The sequence below is a fragment of the Vibrio tapetis subsp. tapetis genome (genome assembly GCF_900233005.1).
Classification (GTDB): Bacteria; Pseudomonadota; Gammaproteobacteria; order Enterobacterales; family Vibrionaceae; genus Vibrio; species Vibrio tapetis.
Genome location: NZ_LT960611.1, coordinates 400,168 through 423,014, shown reverse-complemented (window position 1 = coordinate 423,014; position 22,847 = coordinate 400,168). Strand labels below are relative to the sequence as shown.

Below are 22,847 nucleotides of genomic sequence, written 5' to 3'. Positions count from 1 at the left end.
TGATTCGACACTTGCCTAAAACACTCGATGGCCGATTACGATTGGTACTTGCGTGTAAATGTGACTAAAACAACCACTACACTGCAACCTAAGAGTACAATGCCTAGATTCTGAACTAAACCAGCGACAGCTAAACCGCCTCCAATCAGTAAATAATAAAGCAAACCAAACAACGCACCAGCACTACCCGCTTGCTGTTTGTAATCGATCAAAGCCACACTCAAAACCGTTGGAATTGCAATGCCAAACGACATGACCACAAATAGCATAGCCGCTATAAACCAGACAGATCCCAACAGTACATACACTCCAACCGAGCCGAGCATTAATAACATTGCTGATACCCACAACAGAACCCGTTGCGACACTTTTTTGCCTAATAGCAGCCTATTGAAATAGCTGCCAAGGAGCGTGCCAAAACCCAATACAATGCCGCTGTAACCAAATTGCTCTGGCCCATAATTAAGCTCCGAAAAAATAAACGCCCCCAATTGATAATACGAAAAAAGAGCAACGTTATAAAAAGCAACCAACAACGCCGAACCTAACACCTGCGAGTCTTTGATTAAACGAAGGCTCAAACTTCTCAGCTGTAACGGTTGTTTTTGTTTTTGCGTTTCAGGCAAGCTGACCAAATTATATAAAAGCAATACCAAAGCCATAACAAATAAGGCCAAAAACACAGCTCGGTATCCCCCCACTAACGACAAGTGCCCACCTAGCAACATCCCAATCACTGGACTTATAGCAATGCCCATCCCCATCGCACTGAACACTTTTCCTAGCTCTTCACCGCTAAAAACATCTCGGAGCATAGTCTGAGTGACCACCGATCCAACAGCAATCCCAAATGCACTTAGCGCTCGGGCAATCATAACCGTGGTAAAGCTCTCAGCTTGCATGGCAATCAATGCAGCAACGCCATAAATAAACAGGCCAATGAGCATCGTGGGTCTTCTTCCCCACTTATCCGCCAAGACGCCACAAACAACCACCCCAACGGCAAATGCAGAAAAATACACTGATAACGTTTGAGCGGCTTGCGCATAACTTACAGCGAACGCCGCGCTAATCGAACTTAGTGCTGGGCTGTATATGGTCTCCACCACTTGTGGAAACATCAGCATCACAACCATAAGCCATAAAGAAGGTTTTCTATTCACCGTAAGTTCTCACTACTCTAAAATAACTTGGCGAGCAGTATAGATGAGGCTATCATTTCCTATTAACAACATTAAAACCAAAAACATCAAGATAGAGACAAATGGCCATTATTGATGAAAATACCCAATTTAATGCCGATGATATAAGCGCTCTGGTTGTAGGGATTGCTGCAAACATAGGCAAGCACGACTCAGGAATGCATCAGCACACAAAAGGTCAACTGCTTTACGCTTCTCAAGGGTGTATGAGCTTTGCCTTAAAGGATTCAATTTGCATCTTACCGCCTACCAAAGCTGTTTGGATTCCACCTAATACTCTACATCGCGCCACAATGACCAATGTGGTGGCTTACCGTTCATTGTATTTCGATTGTTTCGCTTTCCGTGGTCCAGATGAAATCACCATCGTTGAAGTTGATGCCTTGTTACAAGTGCTTATCGATAGAATGGCTCTATGGGAGTGGAATAAACCGGAAGAAGAAATGAAAAATACCACCCAACTCTTCTGGGAGGAGTTTTATTGCGCCAAACGTCAGTCCTTTCAGCTCCCTTTGCCATTTGACCGAAAATTGAAGAAGTTCCGCCAGCAGGTTATGCAAAACTCTTTCTTGGCTCCACCGCTCACTGATCTTGCGGATTCGGTTGGCGCGAGCACGAAAACTGTCACAAGGCTATTCAAAACAGAAACCGGAATGTCATATCAAGATTGGAGGCAGCAATGGCGTTTATTAAAATCCGTCGAATTGCTTTCGAAAGACATGCCAGTAAATGCGGTATCAGATTGGTTGGAGTTTTCCTCTGACAGTGCCTTTATCGCTTACTTTAAGAAACAAACTGGGCAAACCCCACTCAATTTCATGAAAAACCCATCCATCCCCTTTATATCAAGGTCATAAAGGTGAGGTAAGAGAAGCCGTAAGTGACCCCATAATGGCAACAAGTACTAAAAATATTTCACCATTGATCCTGCAGTATTACCATCAATGAAGTCGAACCCCAATGCCTGATAATACTCAATGAGTTTAGGTATTTTGAAAAGTTTGATCAGCAAACCCTTTTTATGTTGTTGCTTGGCTTCCTCTTCTATCAAACCAATAAGATACCGAGCGTGGCCTTGGCTCCGCTCTTCCGGCGCGACCCAGAGCATACCGAAATAGAGCGTGTCCGATGTAATAGAAGGCGTACGATAGCAAACACCCGCGATGAATCGCCCTTCGCGCTTAACAACTAAAAAATGGTTATTATTATCAGATAAGGTTTGAATAAATCGCTCATGAGACTCAAAGCGCAAATAAGGTTCTCCCGTAAAGTCCTCATACTCAGAAAAAGCGCCGTTAATAGCCTGACACAGGGCTAATGCGTCTTCATCAGACACCTCTCATTCACCTTAAAGACACCATTGTTCATCAACCCCTACCCACTCATTTCGCCCAATATCCATAGCGTAGTGTTTAATTACCGCTTCGTCCAAACTCAAACATATTGGCAGGACACACGCTTTAAAAATACATTAGATGCCTGAAGTATATTTTACGTAAAAGCTCTTTCTCAATTGTTCACTGTGCTAAATATTTCGCACATATTGGCAGGACACACGCTTTAAAAAGGAGCGGTTATTGTGCGGTTATTGGGACAGGCGCTTTAAAAATACATTAGATGCCAGGTGTCCGTCTTACATGAAAGCTCTTGCTCAATTGTCCACTGCGCTAAATATTTAGATCAGTGCAAAAAGACAGTTAAAAATGAGGGCATTAATATCGGAAGTTCAGGGATTACAGGTAGGACGTTATGTTGGTGTAATGTTTATCGGTCTAAACGAAATCCATTGATTCTCGTGTGGCTACTTTGAAGGATCTGCATATTACTACTCCGACCGACATAACAGGCTCGTTTACGTTCAAGCGTAGAGCATGCTTTTAGCCACTGCATTTGGTTAAGGGAAAGACGCTCCAAAATAGGTGGGATATCATGACCAATTGAGGCTTTATCATTGTGATACTGCCTGCTGCTCCAGTCTACCAGTTCAAGGTAGTCAATTAAGCGAAATGGAATACCTTTCACCGATTCGTGACTTGAAGCGCCAATAAACACGGCTAACCCTGGTGCTGTTTGTTGATTTTGCTCTAGCGATTTTAAGCGCTGTTTGATAGAGGTAAAGTCAGATGCTTCAGGCGTTTTGGCGATCCCTGCACGAATGGGGTTTAAGTCTACATACGCCATAGCAGCGGCTAGGGCTGACTCATCTAATAACGCTTGGCTTTTAAATCGGCTTTCCCAAAAATGGCCGGTACAGTTATCCTCTTTATTCGCTTGGCAGGCGATACCATAATTGAGTTCTTTCATGAACCAACTTAAGTTAAACAACCGGGAGCGCCACTGTTCAATAATTAGCTCGCATGAGTCTCGCTCCGCTTTACTGGTTAACGCACCCTTTAGCCAACGAGTAATAATAACAGGCAATTTGTGCGCCATTCCCCAGCGTTTGACCACCTCGTCGAGACTAAGCCGTTCTGCTTCTTCTTTATCAACATATACCACTAGATGATAATGGTTACTCATGATCGCGTAGCTACAAATATCAATGCAATATACTGAAGCCAACCCATACATTTTCTGCTCAATCCAGTCTCGACGATGATGATAACTTTTTCCTGTCACCTCATCTTCTCCGCACAAGAAGGAGCGGCGTACACAGCGAGAAACACAATGATAATAAGCGGTGGTGTTTAGGTCGACTAATCGGCTTCGTGCGGTGGTCATCATGTTTCCCTGTAACTCTTCGTTCGATAAGAGCAAGAATGAACCATTTCTTTGTTCAGTAAAACTGATATGCAATAGCGATGCTATCGACTGCGCTAAACTTCATGCTTTTTCCATTCTTAAGGCGTGTGTCCTTTTAATCTTTCTTTTAATCTTTCTTTTAATCTTTATATGTTAAAAAACCGCCAATAATTGTGTTGGCGGTTTTCCTGTCATCAGATGTATCTAAAATTTACTGAGCGAGCTGTACTTTATGACCTAAATACATCACTTCAACCGTAGCATAGCCCAAATTCACCGCTTCAAATTGTTTAGTCAACTCACGTGCATGCTGCGCATCTGTCGCTAAAAAGGAAACATTGTAAATTGGACGCTCAACACCATCGGCCAGCATTTGGGTATTCAAGTACGAAGACGTTATGAGACCCGCCTGATTTAAACTAATAACACGTTGCAAGTCCACGCCAAGTACGCGTTCCATTTCGAATACATCAATTCCCTCTCGCCATGTAAATGTCACACCGTAATTGTTGTGCACGGGTGTATTATCCAACCATTTATTACCGAGTAAGCGTACGTTATTAATTTTGACGAGTTCTTTTTTATAAAGGGGCAAACTTGCTAACTTCGCTTTGGCGTTGTCTTCATCTTCAGCATCAATAACAAAGCGAATAAGCTTCATCGGTTTACCGTCAATACTGCTGTCAAACACAAACATATCTTTAATTTCGCCGTTATTCACTAACTGGCCAAAAGCAGTACGTTGCTCTGACATGGTTGCCAGTACATCATTCGCGTTATCCGTATTCCATGCTAGCTCTACCCCGTAATCAGCGGCAGATACTGCAGTGCTTAAAAATAAAGAGGCAAAGATAATGGTGGTAATAGACATTAATTTTTTCATGGTTCTATCCTTTCGATTAATTAGGTTTGTTTTGCTGACTTGCCCTTACCTTACCCCGCAATAGTTGCAATTACAACTATTGCACTTAAAACAATACCGGTACATGATCAAAATATCAACGCATCGAACATTGATTAAGGGTATGAAGGAAAATTTGAGATCTTTCTGAACGGGTTAGTGGGACAGGCGTATCGAAAATAGAATCGATTGCAACAAGGTATTAGCACTTGTGCTGGTCTCCATACTTTTTCCATTCTTGAGGTGTGTGTCCTTTAATAATGTTGAGATCTTTCTGAACGGGTTAGTGGGACAGGCGTATCGAAAATAGAATCGATTGCAACAAGGTATTAGCACTTGTGCTGGTCTCCATACTTTTTCCATTCTTGAGGTGTGTGTCCTTTAATAATGTTAACAGACACATAGACAGGGTTTACGAGTAAGATATCAATCAAAGGTGGGGATTAATTAAATGGGGCGTGATATGACCAAGACCATCCGAATCGACATTAATAATAATTTGCAGCGTTCTCAATTTAATCAATTATTTAATGAATACGCTAAAGCCGTTTCTGCAAACCTCGATCCGCTAGTAACAAACAAGATCTTTGAGCTGCCCTACTTCCATGGTTTTCTCTGTTATATTGAACAACAACCTGTCGCCTTTGCCGTTTGTTTTGAGTCTTTTTCCACTTACCGCTCAAAAAAAGTTCTCAACATTCATGACTTTATGGTTTCGCTAAATCATAGAGGACAAGGTATGGGAAAAATTCTTTTAGCCGGTATAGAACAACACTGCATTGAGCAAGACTTTTTAAAAATTACACTCGAAGTAGATGAAGACAACATTGCAGCACAAAAGCTCTATACGTCGTGTCGTTTTGAAGATCATCAAGTGGCATTAAAGGGATTGCTCCACTGGCAGAAGTATCTATAAACCATGCCATTCGAATTGAGTGAACTCGATTTATTCACAAAAAGGTTACCACATGAGGCAACAGTATCACTTTAGGGATTCTCCGCAGGGACTTTTGGCATGGGACGTTTTTCGGCTTATTACGCTATCAAAAGATCTCTGCGTGATTGAAATACAGTTATCGCAGATTCAAGAACTAGAAGAAGAGTTTTGGTATGACCTTGGTGGTGCCAAACCCACTTGTAATAACATACTTGAACATACAAAACTTATTAATGACGCTGATTTGGCCTATCCAATTATCCTTTGTCATCAAGGACGTGTAATGGATGGCATGCATCGAGTATGTAAGGCACGTATGTTGGGCTGTCAATCCATTAAAGCCACCAGGTTTGAATCCTATATAGCGCCAGATCATATAGGAAAAAAGGCAGACGAGCTGCCTTATTGATCTTCTGAACGTTTGTCGCGTTCTGCTATTTAACAGTCCACTGTGACAACGAACGTTTAAAGTCTTCATAACCAAACTCATTAAGTAACTGAGTTTCGCCGTTACTGCGCTGGCAATAAATTGAAGGCATCTTCAATCCGTTAAACCAATTTAGTTTCACCATGGTGTAGCCCGCGCTATCCATAATGTGAAGTCTTTGACCTATTTCAAGCGGCTCATCAAACCTTGTTACGCAAAATTGGTCACCGGCTAAACAAGAACAAGATCCAATTACGTATTCATGTTTACCTTGTTCGCTTGCTTCTAAAATAGAAGCAGGTTCGTCGTATATTAGTGTGTCCAAGCGATGCGCTTCTGTGGCTGAATCGACGATTGCAGTTTTCATCCCGTTTTCAACGATGTCTACCACAGTAACGACTAAGTCCGTTGTTTGAGTGATGATGGCTTCGCCCGGCTCTAAATATAGTTGAACACCATGTTTAGCAGAGAAGGCTTTTAAGGCGTTACCCAGTTTTTCAATATCGTAACCCGCCCACGTAAAGAATACACCGCCACCTAAACTCACCCAATCAAGCTTGTCTAGATGATGACCAAACTGCTCGGAAATAGCATCCAGCAAACCGATGAATGCATCCACGTCTTTGTTTTCACAATTCATGTGGAACATCACACCGTCTAGGCTTTCAAACACGTCAGGTTGAATGTGATCCGCTTGCACGCCTAAACGGGAGAATTGGCGTGCAGGGTTGGCTAAATCTTGACCCGCATAACTCACACCAGGGTTGAGGCGTAGGCCAATAGAAGCTTTCCCTTCTACTAAATGACGGTGCGCTGCGAGTTGAGATTGAGAGTTAAAAATCAACTTGTCACAGATACTTGCCACTTCTTTTACATCATCTTCACTGTAACCCACGCTATAAGCATGAGTTTCACCGCCAAACGTCTCGTGACCCAGCTTTACTTCATAAGGACCGCTGCTTGTTGTGCCATCTAAGTATGGCTTGATGATGTCAAACACACCCCAAGTCGAGAAACACTTAAGGGCCAAAACAAGCTTTACGCCAGAAATCTCTTTAAGCTGCTTCGCTTTTTCAAGATTCGCCACCAGCTTAGCTTCATCAATCATGAAGTACGGTGTTTTTAATTCACACTGATTCATCATTCTCTCTCTTAAATATGGAACAAAGCCACGGGAAAAGCTAATTACGAAACTCTAAGCGCGAAGTGACAAGCACTTCGCTTTTAGTTCTTCGTACTTAGTACTTCTACTTAAGCACCTTAATATCCGGCTGACCCGGCTCTAGTTCCTGCACATGCCAATCTAGACCAATTTCTGGCATAGTCGCCAGGAACGGATCTGGGTCTAACTGTTCCATGTTGAATACGCCCTTATCAGCCCACTCACCGCGGAAGAACTGTAATGCTGCGGTAATAGCAGGTACGCCCGTCGTGTAAGAAATGGCTTGGTGCTCGACGTCTTCGTAGGCGACTTCGTGGTCGGCATTGTTATAGATGAACACACTGCGTTCTTTGCCGTCTTTCTTGCCTTGAACCCAAGTACCGATACACGTTAAACCCGTGTAACCAGGTGCTAATGATGTTGGATCTGGCAGCAGTGCTTTAAGCACATGCAATGGTTGAACAACCGTACCGTCATGCAAAGTAAGCGGATCTGGGCTTAATAAGCCGATATCGCGCATACAGTTAAAGTAGTTCAGGTAGGCATCACCAAAACCCATCCAGAATTCGATGCGCTTCGCTGGGATGAACTCTTGCATAGAGCGAACTTCATCGTGCGCCATTGAGTATACTTTGTGAGAACCACAGTTAGGAAAATCAAATTCCAGCATACGAGAATGACAAGCCACTTGTTTCCACTCTTGGTTTTCCCAATAGAAAGAATCACCTTGGATCTCAAGCATGTTGGTCTCAGGGTCAAAGTTAGTAGCAAACTTCTTACCATGATCGCCTGCGTTTACGTCCATCACATCAATGGTGTCGATTTCATCGAACAAGTGCTTTACGGCGTAAGCGGCAAACACAGACACAACGCCTGGATCAAAGCCTGCCCCCAAAATACCGGTGATGCCTGCTTCTTTAAACTTGTCACGGAATTCCCATTGCCAATCGTAAGCTTGTGGTACTTGTTGCCCTTCAGAACAAAGGTCTACCGCGACAGATGTATCTAAGTACGACACTTTCGCTTGCAGACACGCTTCCATAATGGTGATGTTTACCCAAGGAGGACCAGCATTGATAACGAGATCAGGCTTTACTTCCTTGATCAAGGCAACCAAAGCGTCAACATCATCAGCGTCAACCGCACGAGCCTCTAGCTTCTTAGACGGATCTTTAAGGTTGTTTTTGCCTTTGATCGATGTGATGATTTTTTCACATTTCGCGATCGTGCGAGACGCAATCGTGATGTCGCCTAAAACTTCGTTATTTTGTGCCGCTTTATGCGCGACTACCCAACCAACGCCACCTGCGCCAATTTGAAGAACTGCCATTTGTTTGTACCCTTATTTTGCGAGCTCTAAAGCCAGCGTATCAATTTGATTTAATAGATTTTCAAAGTCCGACAAAGCCAGACAAGGATTTAATATTGTAAATTTCAGAGCCGATTTGCCTTCTACCGTGGTTTCACCCAATACGGCGATGCCACGCACTAACGCTTCAACTCGAACAAGTTGGTTTAACTGATCGAGTTCTTTGACACCTTGATGGTTACATCGGAACAGAACCGTGGATAAAGAAGGCTCTGCCAACAACTCTAAATTATTATGCGAGCTCACCAGTTCGGCGACTTCAACCGTTTGCTCAATGAGATGATCGTACATTTCACCAAGTACTTCTGGACCAACACTCTGCATTGTCATAAAGACTTTGAGCGCATCAAAGCGTTTCGTTGTTGCCAACGATTTATCGACCAGATTTGGAAGTTCATCATGCTCACGGTTAAGGTAATCAGCATGATGAAGTAAGTACTTAAATTTCGATTTGTCTTTAAGTAACACCGCGCCACAGCTGATTGTTTGATAGAAGAGCTTATGAAAGTCCACACTCAATGAGTCTGCTCTTTCTATGCCGTTTAGACGGTTTTTGTACTGGCTTAAGATCAGTGCCCCACCGTAAGCGGCATCAACATGCATCCAAAGATCATGACGACTGGCCAGATCTGCAATGCTATTAAGATCGTCCATTGCGCCGTGATCGGTTGTCCCTGCTGTTCCAACAATCGCAAAAGGTATCAGACCTTCGGCTTTGGCCTGCGCGACAACGTACTCAAGTTGCGTGCAATCCATTGTGCCATTGCTATTCGTGTCAACAGTTAGTACCGCTTGCTCACCAAGCCCCATCCAAGAAGCGGATTTTTGAACGGTGAAATGTGATTTTTTCGAACAGATGATTCGAAGCTTATCGGCATAGTCAGGAAGACCCAGCTTTTGAATCGAGTGACCACTTAATTTGTCAGCAATCCAGTCGCGAGCCAAAAGCAAACCCATTTGGTTGCTTTGTGTTCCACCACTTGTGAAAATACCATCCGCATCAGCGCCTAACTCATATTTATCACACAGCCAATCGACCACTCGTTGCTCTACGTACGTCGCCGAAGAAGCCTGATCCCAAGAGTCCATTGACTGATTTAACGCGGCAATCATCGCTTCCGCGGCAATAGCGGGCATTAATGGAGGAGTATGCAGGTGGGCGATACAATTTGGGTGCTGGGTAAATATTGAATTCTTAGCGACCAAATCGGTTGTCTCAGAAATGACTTGCTGCAACGTCATGTTATTTGAATCCAGATCCACCGACTGGATTAATGATTCCAACAGGTTGGGCTCCATTCCAGAGTATGGTTTATCAACTTGTTCAAACAATTGCTTCATCGCAGAGGTTGTGTGATTCATGACTGCCGCAAATTCATCGGCACCCTGCTCACCCGTTTGAATGAAGTGCTTTTTCCATTGCTCATTAACGGGTTGAGAAGCTTTAACGCCACCACCGGCTGCAACAATGGCTTCTTCCATTACACGAAGCGCAAAATCGATTTGTTCGAATGAAATGATGATCGGTGGCAGAAAACGAATAACCGAACCATCACGGCCGCCTTTCTCAACCATCAAGCCACGCTCAAGCGCCGCTCGTTGAATCGCCAGCGTTAAGTCGCCGTCTGAAGCAGGTTCGCCGAATTTATTGCTTTCACCGTTGGCCTTCACGATTTCTAGCCCCAACATGAGACCTTTACCACGCACATCAGCAATACAGTTTACTCGTTTAGCAATGCCTTCAAGGCCCATGCGTAAGTACTGCCCCGCGACATTAGCGTGTTCAACGAGGTTATCTCGCTCAATGATTTCTAGTGCTTTTGCTCCGGATACCATAGCAAGTTGGTTCCCTCGGAAGGTGCCCGTATGTTCACCGGCTTTCCACGTATCGATGCTTTTCTTGAACACCAACAAAGACATTGGTAATCCGCCACCGATCGCTTTTGATAAGCACAAAATATCAGGAGAAACACCGGACTCTTCAAATGCAAAATTATGACCGGTTTTTCCTACACCACATTGGATTTCATCGAAGATCAGCAGGATGCCGTGCTCATCACAAATACGGCGAAGCGCTTGCAACCAAAACGCAGGAGCTGGTATCACGCCACCTTCGCCCTGAACTGGCTCAACGACAATCGCAGCAGGCTTCATGATGCCAGCTTCATCATCATTAAGTAGACGATCGATGTATCGGATACTTGCTTTAGCACCTTCGTCACCGCCTAAACCAAACGGGCAACGTAAACTGTATGGAAACGGCATAAAGTGCACATCAGACATGAGGCCAGTACGGCGCTCTTTTGTGCCCGTATTGCCCATCATTCCCATCGTACCATTGGTCATACCGTGGTAAGCACCACGAAATGCGAACATGGTATTTCGGCCTGTGGTTTGTTTGGCAAGCTTTATCGCCGCTTCAACCGCATCGGCTCCCGATGGGCCACAAAACTGAATCGCAGAGTGGGTGGCAAGATCTTCCGGCAAAAATGCTTTTACTCGTTTAATAAACGTATCTTTAGCGTGAGTGGTAATATCAAGTGTTTGATAAGGCAAACCAGCATCTAGCTGATCTTTTATCGCTTGATTGATCTCAGGGTGGTTGTACCCCAGAACCAACGTACCCGCCCCCGCAAGACAATCGAGAAATAGCTGGCCGCGCGTATCTTCAATGAGTGCGCCGTGCGCCTTATTGATAGCGATTGGTAATCTACGTGGATACGAGCGAACTTCAGATTCGTGTTCTTGCTGTTCCAACAATAATGCATCAGGTGTTAAGTCATATACGCCCGAAAATGTAGGAATATCAGTAGCAAATGGAGAGGTTGAAACCGCGGTTTCTAGTTCAATTACAGAACTCATAATGTCATACCTTAAAGTGCCGCAATGCAGCTTGTATACGCACATTTACCCCATCGCATGGTGGTTAAACGTAACGCGTAACAAAGACCTAAATCTGAGTTGACAGATACAGGAATACGTTAGCTTTGAAAGCTAAAAAAGATATGTGTTCTCAAGGCTCAGTAATAATACTGCAGTTTGGAAGTACGAAGCTGATGTTGCAAAGCAAAGAAAAGAAAAAATATTCATGTTGGGCTTCCCGTCATAACACCGTTCACGGCGTTGTTCATCCCATCTATTAAGCCGGAGTGTGGCTTAATACCTACCCTACACAGTGTCACAATCAGCTTGGCACTGTGCGTTTCCCAAGAACAGATTTTATCAAATCGATTCAAGATTGCGGCGGAGAATAACATTTTAGTAATAGTCAACGCAATAAAATTTTGTCACCGTGAACTTACTTATGATTTACGTAAAACAAGTAAAATTCTCTCGATAGAACGACTTACTAAACACTCGCCACCGCAGGGCTTTTGAAGACTCTGATCTCCGCTATTGTGATTTAAAATGTAACTTAACAACCTGGTTGAATATGCTGACCCATTTCACATCAAATTGGGTTCCTTTAAAGTTGTTAATCTCAACGATGGTACGCACCAAAGGCCTACGTAAAAGCGTGACGTGCGCGCGTTCATGTGTTCTGGCATCAAAGGTGTCTGCAATACTGAGAATTTTAGCCCCCTCACAGATTTGATCTTGAGTTAAGTGGCTTGGATAACCTGAACCATCGACCTGTTCGTGATGATGAAGGATCATCACCGCTGCGTCATGCCAGTGGATGGACTCGTTTAACAACAGGTAGCCAGAGTTTGGATGGTTATGAAGTGAATCACGCTCTTTCGAAGTGATGGGACCTTTCTTATTCAAGATAGTAAGCGGCATGAATGACATACCTAAATCATGCAGCATTACCGCAACAGCGAGCTGGGTTTTATCTACAGGGTACCCAGCAAGACGGTTCATTTCCATACACAAAAACAATTGCCTTGCGGTGCGCCCACGCCAATAATGACTGCGATTTTCGAGTGGCGTCACCATTCCCATATAAAAGTGGAGATCTTCATCAAGGGGAATACCGTAATCGGTGAGCATCTCTGACAATTGTTTAAATTGAACGGTATCAGGCTCTTGGTAATTATGTAACTCTGGTACCGCTTTAAGGCTTTGTTCAGGCTTAGGTTCTTGTTTAATAACGGCACTTGGATCCAACGCGATAAGGATTTTTTTTACGTATTTCTCACGCTCTTCCCGTTTTACATCCGCAATCATGGTGATATTTTCACACACACTGTTGATGACACTTTCAGACATCGGCAGAGGCTTGTCATCAATTCTCGCTTCTACCATTTTCTTGGTGCGATCTAAAGACAGCAAAATTACGTCACAAAGCAGGCTATCGTAATGCAGGTACCCTTTTCGGATATAGTCTAAAAGATCTTCTAGACTCTGCATGATTGGGGTGATCGAGGCAAGGCCAACATAAATGAGATTGCCTTTTATGGTATGAGCAACACGAAACAAATCGTTGAGTAGGTCCGTGCTGTCGGGTGTGTGTTCTAATTCAATCAGTATGATCTCACAGCGTTCATGTGCTTCTCTAAAATCATCAAAAAAATCATTTAGAGACTCATGCTGAATCTCTTCCTCATACTGGTTAATATCTAACATGACGCGATGCCCCATTGAACTTCATTAGCAAAAGTATAGTTCATGACACCAGTACTTATTGTTGAATTGGTCAACAATAAGTACTTCATATCTGATGTTACCCGCTTAGCTTCAAACTCTAGCGAGTCAACCTGTCATGAATAATATCCAACCCCATAATAAGCCGATAACAGAACTCCAGATGATGACGCGTAGCCAATTAGGCTGAGATTCTCTGTTGTCCTTTATTGGCTCTTCAACTGGGTCATGAACAACACCATGCTCCTGCTTATTCAAAGCTTGCTTTCTAGCACGGTTATCAGCCGCTTTATTCGCGACTCTAGTAAAGCGGTGACGCTGTTCGTTGGTCAAATCCAAGCTTGGATCGTAGTGTTTGTTCGGTCCTGTGTGTTTTGAGGTTACAGACATAATCGCCTCCCACCAGCACTTGATGCCTACTCATATTTTAGCTTATTGAAAAAAATACGATGTATCAAAGCTGAGAATGTGAAAAGTAAAAACGGAAGACGAGTGAGGTGTTTAGGAGACAGAGAGTGTTTAGGAAACAACATGTTTATAAGACCAATAGAAAAAGCCCGATCATTTCTGATCGGGCTTTTAATTTTCTATTTTAGAAACTGGAGCGATACATCGGGTTCGAACCGATGACCTCAACCTTGGCAAGGTTGCGCTCTACCAACTGAGCTAGTATCGCATTGCTGCATTTCAAAAAATACAGACTTTTATAGATGGTGCCCCGGGCCGGACTTGAACCGGCACAGCGCGAACGCCGAGGGATTTTAAATCCCTTGTGTCTACCAATTCCACCACCAGGGCACGCAAACTTGTTGCGATGCTCCTAACCAATGTGTTCTCTATGAGAACGGTTAGACACCATCTTCGATACCGCTTTCGCCATATCTTATAATTTGGAGCGATACATCGGGTTCGAACCGATGACCTCAACCTTGGCAAGGTTGCGCTCTACCAACTGAGCTAGTATCGCAAATGGAGGCGCGTCCCGGAGTCGAACCGAGGTCCACGGATTTGCAATCCGCTGCATAGCCACTCTGCCAACACGCCAACGTAAACTTCAAAACTCTTAGTGAGTTCCTCTTGAGTACGGGATGGGATTTTACGGATTCGAGCGACAACGTCAACCCTATTTTTTGCGTTTTCGTATCGTTTGAACAAAATACGTCCAAAAATGGTTACTTTGACTATTTTTATAGCGTTTTAGTCTTGCATAACGAGGACCTAAGTTACCTCAAAACCCTTCCTGATGTATTTATCAATTTTTATTAAGATCTCTTATGAAACACTGCTATACTTCAAAGTTAATTAGCCTTCGCTGATACAAACTAACTCGCCTTATCTGAATGAAAGGAATCACAGATGAACAGCGCTAAATGGTTGTCATACCTCGTCGATGATATTCGCCATTTGCCAACAACCGCAAGTGCAGATGAAGTTCTTCAGAAACTGCAAAACTTGCAAATATTGGCAAACAAACAAAACATTCATGTCCCACTAGAGTATCAAGCAGTTTATGAAGGTTATGCTCAGTATCGTAACGGTGAGCTTATTCCTGCCATGAAACAGTTTTTTGATTGCGTCTCGCTGTGCAATAGCGCGCATCAAGAATACTTACTGCATTTCTCTTACTTTAACATCGGCACCATCTTTGGCATGCTCGGTGATCATCTTCACGCAAGTGAGTTTCTAACCAAAGCCGAAAACATACAGAATTTTCAAGATGATATTCTATACGCCTTGATACAAAACAACATTGGCGATTTACTAGAGCAACTAGACAAAAATGAAGAAGCGCTAACGTATTTCTCTAAGGCCATCTCTCTTGTTGAAACCCTAGGCCAGCATGAATACTCACTTCTTTCGTATATCAACGTCGCGAATGTCTACATAAAACTCAATCGACTCCCTAACTCATTAGCCACGCTGCAACATCTTAAGCCTTTGATCCAATCAAACGAGCGCTACCTCAGCTTTTACTATCAAGCGAAAGGTCGATATTTTCAGGTTCAAGGCAAATATAAAGAAGCAGAGCAGCGCTTTTTGTCCGCTATTCTCGCCATCAAAAATTGTCATCACCAGTACTACCAAGCCGAAATGACATTAGATTTGTGCCATGTTTTACTTGAGACACGCCAGTTTGAGCGGCTTGACGTCTACTTAAATGAGGGGCTGGATCTCGCCAAACAAGTGGGTACGGATAAGCTCATTGACGATTTTAATGACTTGTTGCTCAAGCGGATGGATGAGCAAGATGACTTTAAAGATAAGCAAAGAAACTACGACCTACTACTTCATTCTTATCAAAAAGCACGTCAGAGCGCTCGAGCGCGTGAAACGTCTTATTTGCAACAGATCTATCAATTGAATATGGATCGACTCAAATTAGAGTCAGCGCAAGACATCAACAGCAATTTATCGATGGTTAATAACATTGGCCAATACATTAGTACCTGTGACAATTTTAAAGACATAATCAGTCAGTTGACCAATGACCTTTCAAGGCTGTTTATTATCGATACCCTTGCGATCGCTTTTTACCACCCAGATAAACAACAAATGCACATTGAGCACTATTACGATGAGGGCGAAGTAAAACAGCCATTCTCGTTAACATTCGGTGATGAAGCATCCTTTTTCGAATACTGTGCAAGAAACAATCGTCCCTTGTATTTTAATAATATGGATGCTCAAAAAAAGCAGCAATTACTCAACGGTACCGCTATACATGAAGGGAACAACTCTCTCATGTTTGCACCAATTAGCATTGATGGAAAAGTGAAAGCCGTCTTCACTATGCAATCAATTCAATGCTTTGCTTATCAAACCTATCACTATGAGTTGTTTTTACAGCTAGCAACTTATATGTCCATTGCCATTGAAAATCAGCTTAATAGGAAGAAACTCACCAAACTGTCTCAAACGGATCACCTAACCCAGTTGTGGAATCGACAATCTTTGGATATTCACTTTGAAGATTTAATGCTGACGCCGCCAAAGCAGTTGTCATTTTTAATGTTTGATATTGATTGCTATAAAGAATTCAATGACCACTATGGCCATATTAAGGGAGATGAGACGTTAGTTGGCATTGCCAATCTAATTTCTGACTTTTTTGGTTGTGTTGAAGCAAAGGTGTATCGATATGGGGGTGATGAGTTTGTCGTCATTGTGCATTCACATAGCGCTGAACACGTGAGTAACCATGTAACAAGGTTACAAGAAGCCTTGTATCAGTTTAACTTGCCCAATGCAAAGTCGCACTGTGCTGACAGGCTCTCTTTGTCTATTGGAATAGCGCATATACAAAATCAGGCTCAAAAACTTACCTTGAGTCACTGCCTACATAAAGCAGACATGGCGCTCTATCAAGCCAAACGTATGGGCCGAAACCGATATGTAGAGCAGTACTATACGTAAAGCCCTATCGAGGACTAACACAGCGATAAACTGCCTCAAAAAATTGATCGGCCATAAAACGCAAAAAGCGAGCTATCAAAGCTCGCTTTTCTAATCTAATACAAAATGACTAATCTATTGATGCTTTTCATCAAGAAGGTCATCTTTTGCAGCCTTTAAGTACTGCATCATCGACCAGTAGGTTAAAATTGTCGCGATGTACAGCGCCGCATAACCAACCCAAACCATTATTTCGTTGTGCTGCCAAATAAGCACCCAGAGAGCAAACATCTGCGCGACAGTTTTAACCTTACCAACCCAAGAAACGGCCACACTAGCACGCTTGCCAATCTCCGCCATCCACTCTCGTAATGCCGAAATAATAATTTCACGGGCAATCATTGTAATAGCGGGAATGGTTATCCAAATGGACGCGTAGTCTTCCGTAATCAGGATTAAGGCGGTCGCCACCATGACTTTATCGGCTACCGGGTCAAGAAATGCACCGAAACGAGAGGTTTGGCCTAACTTTCGGGCCAATAAGCCATCAAGCCAATCAGTAAAGCCTGCCACCCAAAATACCATTGCAGCTGCAACTGGTGCCCATTGGTATGGTAAGTAGAAAACCACCACAAATACCGGGATAAGTATCAGACGCAGTAAAGTAAGTATATTTGGTATGGTAAAACGCATAGTATTTAGGCTCTTAGACATCGCGGGTTAATGGTGCGATAAATTCCTTATTGTTTCAATGCTTGATAGATGTTTTCTGCTAAAGAATTGCTAATACCTGGCACTTTGGCTATTTCTTCAACAGTTGCACGTTTTAGTTCTTGCAATCCGCCCATATATTTAAGTAAGGCTTGACGACGTTTCGGTCCGACCCCTTCGATCCCCTCTAGAGAACTAGTGCGACGTGTTTTTCCACGCTTTGCCCTGTGACCGGCAATGGCATGGTTATGACTTTCATCTCGAATATGTTGGATCAAATGCAATGCAGGCGCATCGCTTGGTAAATTAAACTCTTCGCCATCGGTGGTGATCAAGGTTTCTAAGCCCGGCTTTCGAGTCACCCCTTTTGCAATGCCAATCAAACGTGGCCGCTTGGGCCAGTCTTCCCAATGCTGAGTGATGATTTCATAAGCTCGGTTTAACTGCCCTTTACCACCATCGATGAAGATAATGTCTGGGATTTTATCAACGTCTAACTGCTTGGAATAGCGGCGCTCTAGCACCTGCCCCATCGCAGCATAATCGTCACCGCCGGTAATGCCTGTGATGTTGTAACGGCGATACTCTTGCTTAACTGGGCCTTCATGATTAAACACCACACACGAGGCAATCGTACTTTCGCCCATAGTGTGACTGATATCGAAACATTCCATACGGCGAATAGACTCAAAACCGAATTCTTCTTGCAGCGCTTTTACTCGCTGGGTTATGGTCATTTTGTGGTTAATCTTAGTGGTAATTGCCGTCAACGCGTTGGTATTAGCCAATTTTAGATACTTACTGCGCACACCATTAGGGTTGGTATGAAATGTCACCTTACGTCCAGCAATATTGCTAATAGCGGCTCTCATCGGCTCTTGGTCTAACAGCAAGTCATCATTAAGAATTAGCTTGCTCGGCAAGGTACGCGTTTCACTGTGGCTGAGATAGTACTGACTAAGAAAGCTCTCGAACACTTCTTGCCTATCCGTATTATTTGGGATCTTAGGGAAATGACTACGACTGCCCAAAATCTTACCCTGACGGACCATTAGAATGTGAATACAGGCAATGCCATTTTCATGGGAGAAGCCGAGCACATCTAAATCGTCCATGCTGTCTTCAGAAACAAATTGTTGTTCTTGCACACGACGAATTGCTTGGATTTGGTCACGAAGTTTGGCGGCGTCTTCAAAGCGCAGTGCCATGCTCGCCTGTTCCATTTTCGCAATTAATGTCTCGAGTACGAGTTGATCTTTACCTTGCAAAAATAGGCGCACATACCCAACCAGCTCGGCATAATCTTCATCATTGATCACACTCGATACACAAGGCGCTGCGCAGCGCCCAATTTGGTACATCAAGCATGGCCGTGTACGATTAGCATAAACCGTATCTTCGCATTGTCTTACTGGGAATATTTTTTGCAGAAGGTGCAAAGTCTCACGTACAGCACCAGAGTCTGGATAAGGACCAAAGTACTCCCCTTTCTTCTTTTTAGCGCCACGATGCATAGATAAACGCGGGTGTTTATGACCACTAATAAAAATATAGGGATAAGACTTATCATCACGCAGTAACACGTTGTATTTTGGTAAATACTGCTTGATGTAGTTGTGCTCAAGAATGAGCGCTTCGGTTTCGGTATGCGTCACGGTCACATCGATTTTGTCGATATGGCTGACTAATGCGCGGGTTTTCTCGTTATCAACTTTAGCGCGAAAATAACTGGAAAGGCGCTTTTTAAGATCTTTGGCTTTGCCGACATAAATCACCGTCGACTCGGCGTTATACATTCGGTACACGCCGGGCTGACTGGTGACAGTACTTAGAAAAGATTTTGCATCGAATACAGCTTCAGACACTACAAAGTCTCTGTGTCTATCATTCCATGACGAATCGCAAGGTGAGTTAATTCAACATCGCCGCTAATATCAAGCTTACTGAACAGTCTGTAGCGATAGCTATTCACTGTTTTAGGGCTCAAACTCAGCTGCTCTGAGATGTCGGTAACTTTTTCACCCTTAGTGATCATCATCATGATCTGCAGTTCTCGTTCAGATAGCTCTTTAAACGGGTTATCTGATCCAGAAGAAAATTGACTCAATGCCATCTGCTGGGCAATTTCTGGTGAGATATAACGCTGACCAGAATTAACCATACGGATTGCATTCACCATTTCATCTGGCCCTGCACCTTTTGTTAGATAGCCCGATGCCCCAGCCTGCATTACTTTGGTTGGGAATGGGTTTTCTGTATGGACGGTTAAAACAATAATTTTAACGTCTGGGTTAAAACGTAAAATTTTCTTAGTGGCCTCTAAACCGCCGATACCCGGCATGTTCATGTCCATTAAGACGACGTCAGTATGATTAGTACGACACCATTTTACCGCTTCTTCACCGCTGTCAGCTTCCCCTGCCACGTTCATACCACGGACGTCTTCAATAATACGTCGTATCCCTGTGCGAACCAGCTCGTGATCATCTACAAGGAAAACATTTATCACGCTTGTATCTCCACACTTATAAATTGGTTCTTTTCATCTTAACTTTAAGATGAAAAATTACAGTACGCTCATCATACCGTAAATCCATATAAAAACTTACACTGAATCTGTGCCGTAACGCAAACTTTAGCGATAACTAAAGCCAAAAGACGTTAACAAAACACCTTATTGGTTTATTTTTCATCACCTTACCGCGAATTATTGTTCATTTAATGTACTGCCATTGCAGCTATTACCGTTGTCGCAATAACGAACAATCAAAAGTAGTGCTCTTTGTTTGAATCAGAGCTTCACCAAAGTGCGGTAAACTAACTTATTGACTTCATGTAATATTGCCATGATGAAACCCGTAACCTAATTAGATTTATCCTGTTCACTATTACATTGCAACATTTGATATAATCACGAGCCATTTTCTTATTTGAGCTTTCTCCATTGAGCCTACCTGTCAGCATTCAAAACGGTTTTGTATTAACTCGCCAAGCAAGAGACATTTCAGGCCAAGCTCAAATCGAACTCTGGGTGAGTACTGATAACGGGCCAACGCAACTCATTTTACCTAACCAGCAGTCGGTTCTCTTTATTCTGCAATCAGAGGCTAAACTGGTAAGCCAACTCCTATCAGAAGTGAGCATCACCCATACGCTGAAAAGCTTGCCGCTAAAGACATTTGACCATCAACCCACCAGCGCTGTGTATTTCTCGTCAATCCGTTCACAAAGACAAGCCGTAGAACAGCTAAAGCAAAAAGACATCGCTTGTTACGAGCACGATATCCGGCTAACTGACCGTTTTTTAATGGAGCGCTTCATCCAAGGTGGCATTTGCTTCTCTGGAGCAGCTCAGGCCAGACCGAAATATACGCGCATCGTTAACGCCAAGTGCAAAGCGGCAGATTATCGCCCAACCCTTCACTCGGTTTCATTAGATATCGAATGCAGTGAAAAAGGGATTCTGTATTCTATTGGCTTAGATAGCCCAATGGATAGCCGAGTCATCATGATCGGCCCTCCACAAGAAGCCGAAACACCCATTGAATGGGTCGAGAATGAACTGCAGTTATTAAAAGCCCTTATCACATGGTTCGAACGCTTTGACCCGGACGTAATTGTTGGCTGGGCAGTGGTTGATTTCGATTTTAAATTGCTAATGCGTCGCTGTGAATGGCATAAATTGCCATTCCAAATTGGCCGAGGCAAACAAAACGCGCATTTTAGACAATCCAACACGTCTAATCAGGGGTTTATTACCATTCCTGGCCGCGTCGTTTTAGACGGAATTGATACCCTCAAAACAGCGACTTACCACTTTAGAAGTTGGTCGTTGGAATCGGTATCGCAGGAGTTACTTGGTGAAGGTAAGATCATCCACAATGTTCATGACCGCATGGATGAGATCAACCGCATGTTCCGTGATGACAAACCTTCACTGGCGCTCTACAACTTACAGGATTGTAAACTCGTCAATCGAATTTTCGAACATACGCACCTGTTAGAATTTGCAATCGAACGTACTCGGCTTACCGGTGTAGAGCTGGATCGCTTAGGTGGGTCGGTTGCCGCTTTTACTAACCTGTATTTACCACAATTACATCGCGCTAACTATATTGCCCCAAACCTACAACCTGAAAATTGGTTGGCAAGCCCAGGCGGCTACGTCATGGACTCCATTCCCAACTTGTATGACTCGGTATTGGTGTTGGACTTTAAGAGTCTATACCCTTCTATTATTCGTAGTTTCCTCATTGATCCTATGGGGCTTATAGAAGGGTTGAAGCTTGAAGTAGGTAACACGCCTTCGACCTCCGTAGCCGGATTTAGAGGCGGGCAATTTCACCGTAGCGCCCATTTTCTACCAAAGATGATTCAAGATCTTTGGGCTGCTCGCGATGAAGCCAAAAAGAACAACGACAAAGCATTTTCTCAAGCCATTAAAATCATCATGAACTCTTATTACGGCGTATTAGGTTCATCAGGCTGCCGATTTTTTGATACCCGCCTAGCCTCGTCCATCACCATGCGCGGGCATGAAATCATGAAGCAGACCAAGGTGCTGATAGAAGACAAGGGTTATGCCGTTATTTATGGTGATACAGACTCCACATTCGTCTCCCTGAATGCCGCCTGCAGCCAAGAAGAAGCCGATAAGGTTGGACAAGCCCTAACCCAGCATATTAACCAATGGTGGACCGCTCATTTGCTGGAAGAGCACGGGTTAGAATCTTGCATCGAGCTTGAATACGAAACCCATTATAGAAAGTTCTTAATGCCAACGATTCGGGGCTCTGAGGCAGGTTCTAAAAAACGCTATGCGGGCTTGATTAAACAACAAGACAAAGAAAAAATCATCTTTAAAGGGCTTGAAAGTGCGCGCACCGATTGGACTCCACTTTCACAAACTTTTCAGCAAACCTTGTATGACATGGTATTCCACGACCAAGACCCGAGTGATTACATACGAGAATACGTATTAAAGACACAAGCTGGCGAATTTAACGACCAGATGATTTATCAAAAGCGCTTACGCCGCAAGTTGTCTGAATATCAAAAGAACATTCCACCACAAGTGCGTGCAGCAAGAATGGCCGATGAGAAAAATGCGGAATTGGGTCGGCCATTGCAATATCAAAATCGCGGCCGAATCGAATACCTAATTACGGTTAACGGCCCCGAACCTAAAGACTACCTGACCAGTCAAATTGATTATCAGCACTATATAGATAAGCAACTCAAACCGGTAGCCGATGCCATATTGCCATTTATCGGGTTAGATTTTGAATCTCTCAACGCGCCTCAACTCGGCCTCTTCTAATCATCAATAAATATTGTCGTCACGACAAAAACTATTCGTATGACATTTCGTGGCGTGAACATTATAGTCGCGCCACTTGAGCTTCCTAATAGAAAA

The 22,847-nt window shown here is 43.5% G+C and carries 17 protein-coding genes and 4 tRNA genes; 5 read left to right on the top strand and 16 right to left on the bottom strand.

Annotation, left to right across the window (positions count from 1 at the left end; all coding sequences use genetic code 11):
- Positions 1-35 precede the first annotated feature (35 nt).
- Positions 36-1,163, bottom strand: coding sequence for a multidrug effflux MFS transporter (locus tag VTAP4600_RS01975; RefSeq protein ID WP_102521260.1), 1,128 nt, complete (start codon positions 1,161-1,163; stop codon positions 36-38).
- A gap of 101 nt (positions 1,164-1,264) precedes the next feature.
- Here VTAP4600_RS01975 and VTAP4600_RS01970 point away from each other — a divergent pair, with 101 nt between their 5' ends.
- Positions 1,265-2,059: an AraC family transcriptional regulator gene (locus VTAP4600_RS01970; protein WP_102521259.1), complete on the top strand. Its 795-nt coding sequence runs from the start codon at positions 1,265-1,267 to the stop codon at positions 2,057-2,059.
- Positions 2,060-2,106: 47 nt separating this feature from the next.
- Here the strand turns inward: VTAP4600_RS01970 and VTAP4600_RS01965 are convergent, their stop codons facing one another.
- From VTAP4600_RS01965 to VTAP4600_RS01955, 3 genes are all read right to left on the bottom strand, one after another.
- On the bottom strand, positions 2,107-2,538 hold the full coding sequence (locus tag VTAP4600_RS01965) for a GNAT family N-acetyltransferase (protein ID WP_102521258.1): 432 nt from the start codon (positions 2,536-2,538) through the stop codon (positions 2,107-2,109).
- A 428-nt stretch (positions 2,539-2,966) separates the two neighbouring features.
- On the bottom strand, positions 2,967-3,923 hold the full coding sequence (locus tag VTAP4600_RS01960; RefSeq protein WP_231897894.1) for a transposase: 957 nt from the start codon (positions 3,921-3,923) through the stop codon (positions 2,967-2,969).
- Between the two features lie 232 nt (positions 3,924-4,155).
- Positions 4,156-4,827 (bottom strand): hypothetical protein, encoded by a 672-nt coding sequence (locus VTAP4600_RS01955; protein ID WP_102521257.1) that lies wholly within the window; start codon positions 4,825-4,827, stop codon positions 4,156-4,158.
- A gap of 481 nt (positions 4,828-5,308) precedes the next feature.
- Between VTAP4600_RS01955 and VTAP4600_RS01950 the strand changes: the two genes are divergently transcribed.
- Entirely contained in the window at positions 5,309-5,761 is a 453-nt protein-coding gene (locus tag VTAP4600_RS01950; protein WP_231897845.1) for a GNAT family N-acetyltransferase, read from the top strand.
- Positions 5,762-5,903: 142 nt separating this feature from the next.
- On the top strand, positions 5,904-6,191 hold the full coding sequence (locus tag VTAP4600_RS01945; protein ID WP_231897844.1) for a hypothetical protein: 288 nt from the start codon (positions 5,904-5,906) through the stop codon (positions 6,189-6,191).
- A gap of 25 nt (positions 6,192-6,216) precedes the next feature.
- Here the strand turns inward: VTAP4600_RS01945 and nspC are convergent, their stop codons facing one another.
- The 9 genes from nspC to VTAP4600_RS01900 all read right to left on the bottom strand — a co-directional run bounded on the left by nspC (position 6,217) and on the right by VTAP4600_RS01900 (position 14,371).
- Positions 6,217-7,350 carry a carboxynorspermidine decarboxylase gene (gene nspC, locus VTAP4600_RS01940; protein WP_102523860.1) on the bottom strand — a complete coding sequence of 378 codons (1,134 nt, stop codon included), beginning with the start codon at positions 7,348-7,350 and terminating at the stop codon, positions 6,217-6,219.
- Positions 7,351-7,456: 106 nt separating this feature from the next.
- Entirely contained in the window at positions 7,457-8,701 is a 1,245-nt protein-coding gene (locus VTAP4600_RS01935) for a carboxynorspermidine synthase (RefSeq protein WP_102521254.1), read from the bottom strand.
- 12 nt (positions 8,702-8,713) lie between these two features.
- Complete coding sequence (locus tag VTAP4600_RS01930; protein ID WP_102521253.1) at positions 8,714-11,602, bottom strand: pyridoxal phosphate-dependent class III aminotransferase; 2,889 nt, start codon at positions 11,600-11,602, stop codon at positions 8,714-8,716.
- A 531-nt stretch (positions 11,603-12,133) separates the two neighbouring features.
- Positions 12,134-13,309, bottom strand: coding sequence for an HD domain-containing phosphohydrolase (locus tag VTAP4600_RS01925; protein ID WP_102523859.1), 1,176 nt, complete (start codon positions 13,307-13,309; stop codon positions 12,134-12,136).
- A gap of 126 nt (positions 13,310-13,435) precedes the next feature.
- Positions 13,436-13,717, bottom strand: a complete 282-nt coding sequence (locus VTAP4600_RS01920; RefSeq protein ID WP_102521252.1) for a hypothetical protein — start codon at positions 13,715-13,717, stop codon at positions 13,436-13,438.
- Positions 13,718-13,927: 210 nt separating this feature from the next.
- A tRNA-Gly gene (locus VTAP4600_RS01915) sits at positions 13,928-14,003 on the bottom strand.
- 35 nt (positions 14,004-14,038) lie between these two features.
- A tRNA-Leu gene (locus VTAP4600_RS01910) sits at positions 14,039-14,125 on the bottom strand.
- A 93-nt stretch (positions 14,126-14,218) separates the two neighbouring features.
- A tRNA-Gly gene (locus VTAP4600_RS01905) sits at positions 14,219-14,294 on the bottom strand.
- 3 nt (positions 14,295-14,297) lie between these two features.
- Positions 14,298-14,371, bottom strand: a tRNA-Cys gene (locus VTAP4600_RS01900).
- Between the two features lie 312 nt (positions 14,372-14,683).
- On the opposite strand from VTAP4600_RS01900, the gene VTAP4600_RS01895 reads away from it, so the two are divergent.
- A complete protein-coding gene (locus tag VTAP4600_RS01895) occupies positions 14,684-16,741 on the top strand; it encodes a GGDEF domain-containing protein (protein ID WP_102521251.1) in 2,058 nt (685 codons plus the stop codon).
- Positions 16,742-16,855: 114 nt separating this feature from the next.
- Here the strand turns inward: VTAP4600_RS01895 and pgsA are convergent, their stop codons facing one another.
- The 3 genes from pgsA to uvrY are packed head-to-tail and all read right to left on the bottom strand — an operon-like array spanning position 16,856 to position 19,940.
- The gene (pgsA, locus tag VTAP4600_RS01890) at positions 16,856-17,413 is read right to left on the bottom strand and encodes a CDP-diacylglycerol--glycerol-3-phosphate 3-phosphatidyltransferase (protein ID WP_102523858.1); all 558 of its coding nucleotides are present in this window, start codon (positions 17,411-17,413) and stop codon (positions 16,856-16,858) included.
- A 47-nt stretch (positions 17,414-17,460) separates the two neighbouring features.
- Positions 17,461-19,296, bottom strand: coding sequence for an excinuclease ABC subunit UvrC (gene uvrC / locus VTAP4600_RS01885; RefSeq protein WP_102521250.1), 1,836 nt, complete (start codon positions 19,294-19,296; stop codon positions 17,461-17,463).
- Positions 19,296-19,940: a UvrY/SirA/GacA family response regulator transcription factor gene (uvrY, locus tag VTAP4600_RS01880; RefSeq protein WP_102521249.1), complete on the bottom strand. Its 645-nt coding sequence runs from the start codon at positions 19,938-19,940 to the stop codon at positions 19,296-19,298. Before uvrY ends, uvrC begins: the two co-directional genes overlap by 1 nt.
- A 435-nt stretch (positions 19,941-20,375) precedes the next feature.
- On the opposite strand from uvrY, the gene VTAP4600_RS01875 reads away from it, so the two are divergent.
- Positions 20,376-22,751, top strand: a complete 2,376-nt coding sequence (locus tag VTAP4600_RS01875) for a DNA polymerase II (RefSeq protein WP_102521248.1) — start codon at positions 20,376-20,378, stop codon at positions 22,749-22,751.
- Positions 22,752-22,847 lie beyond the last annotated feature (96 nt).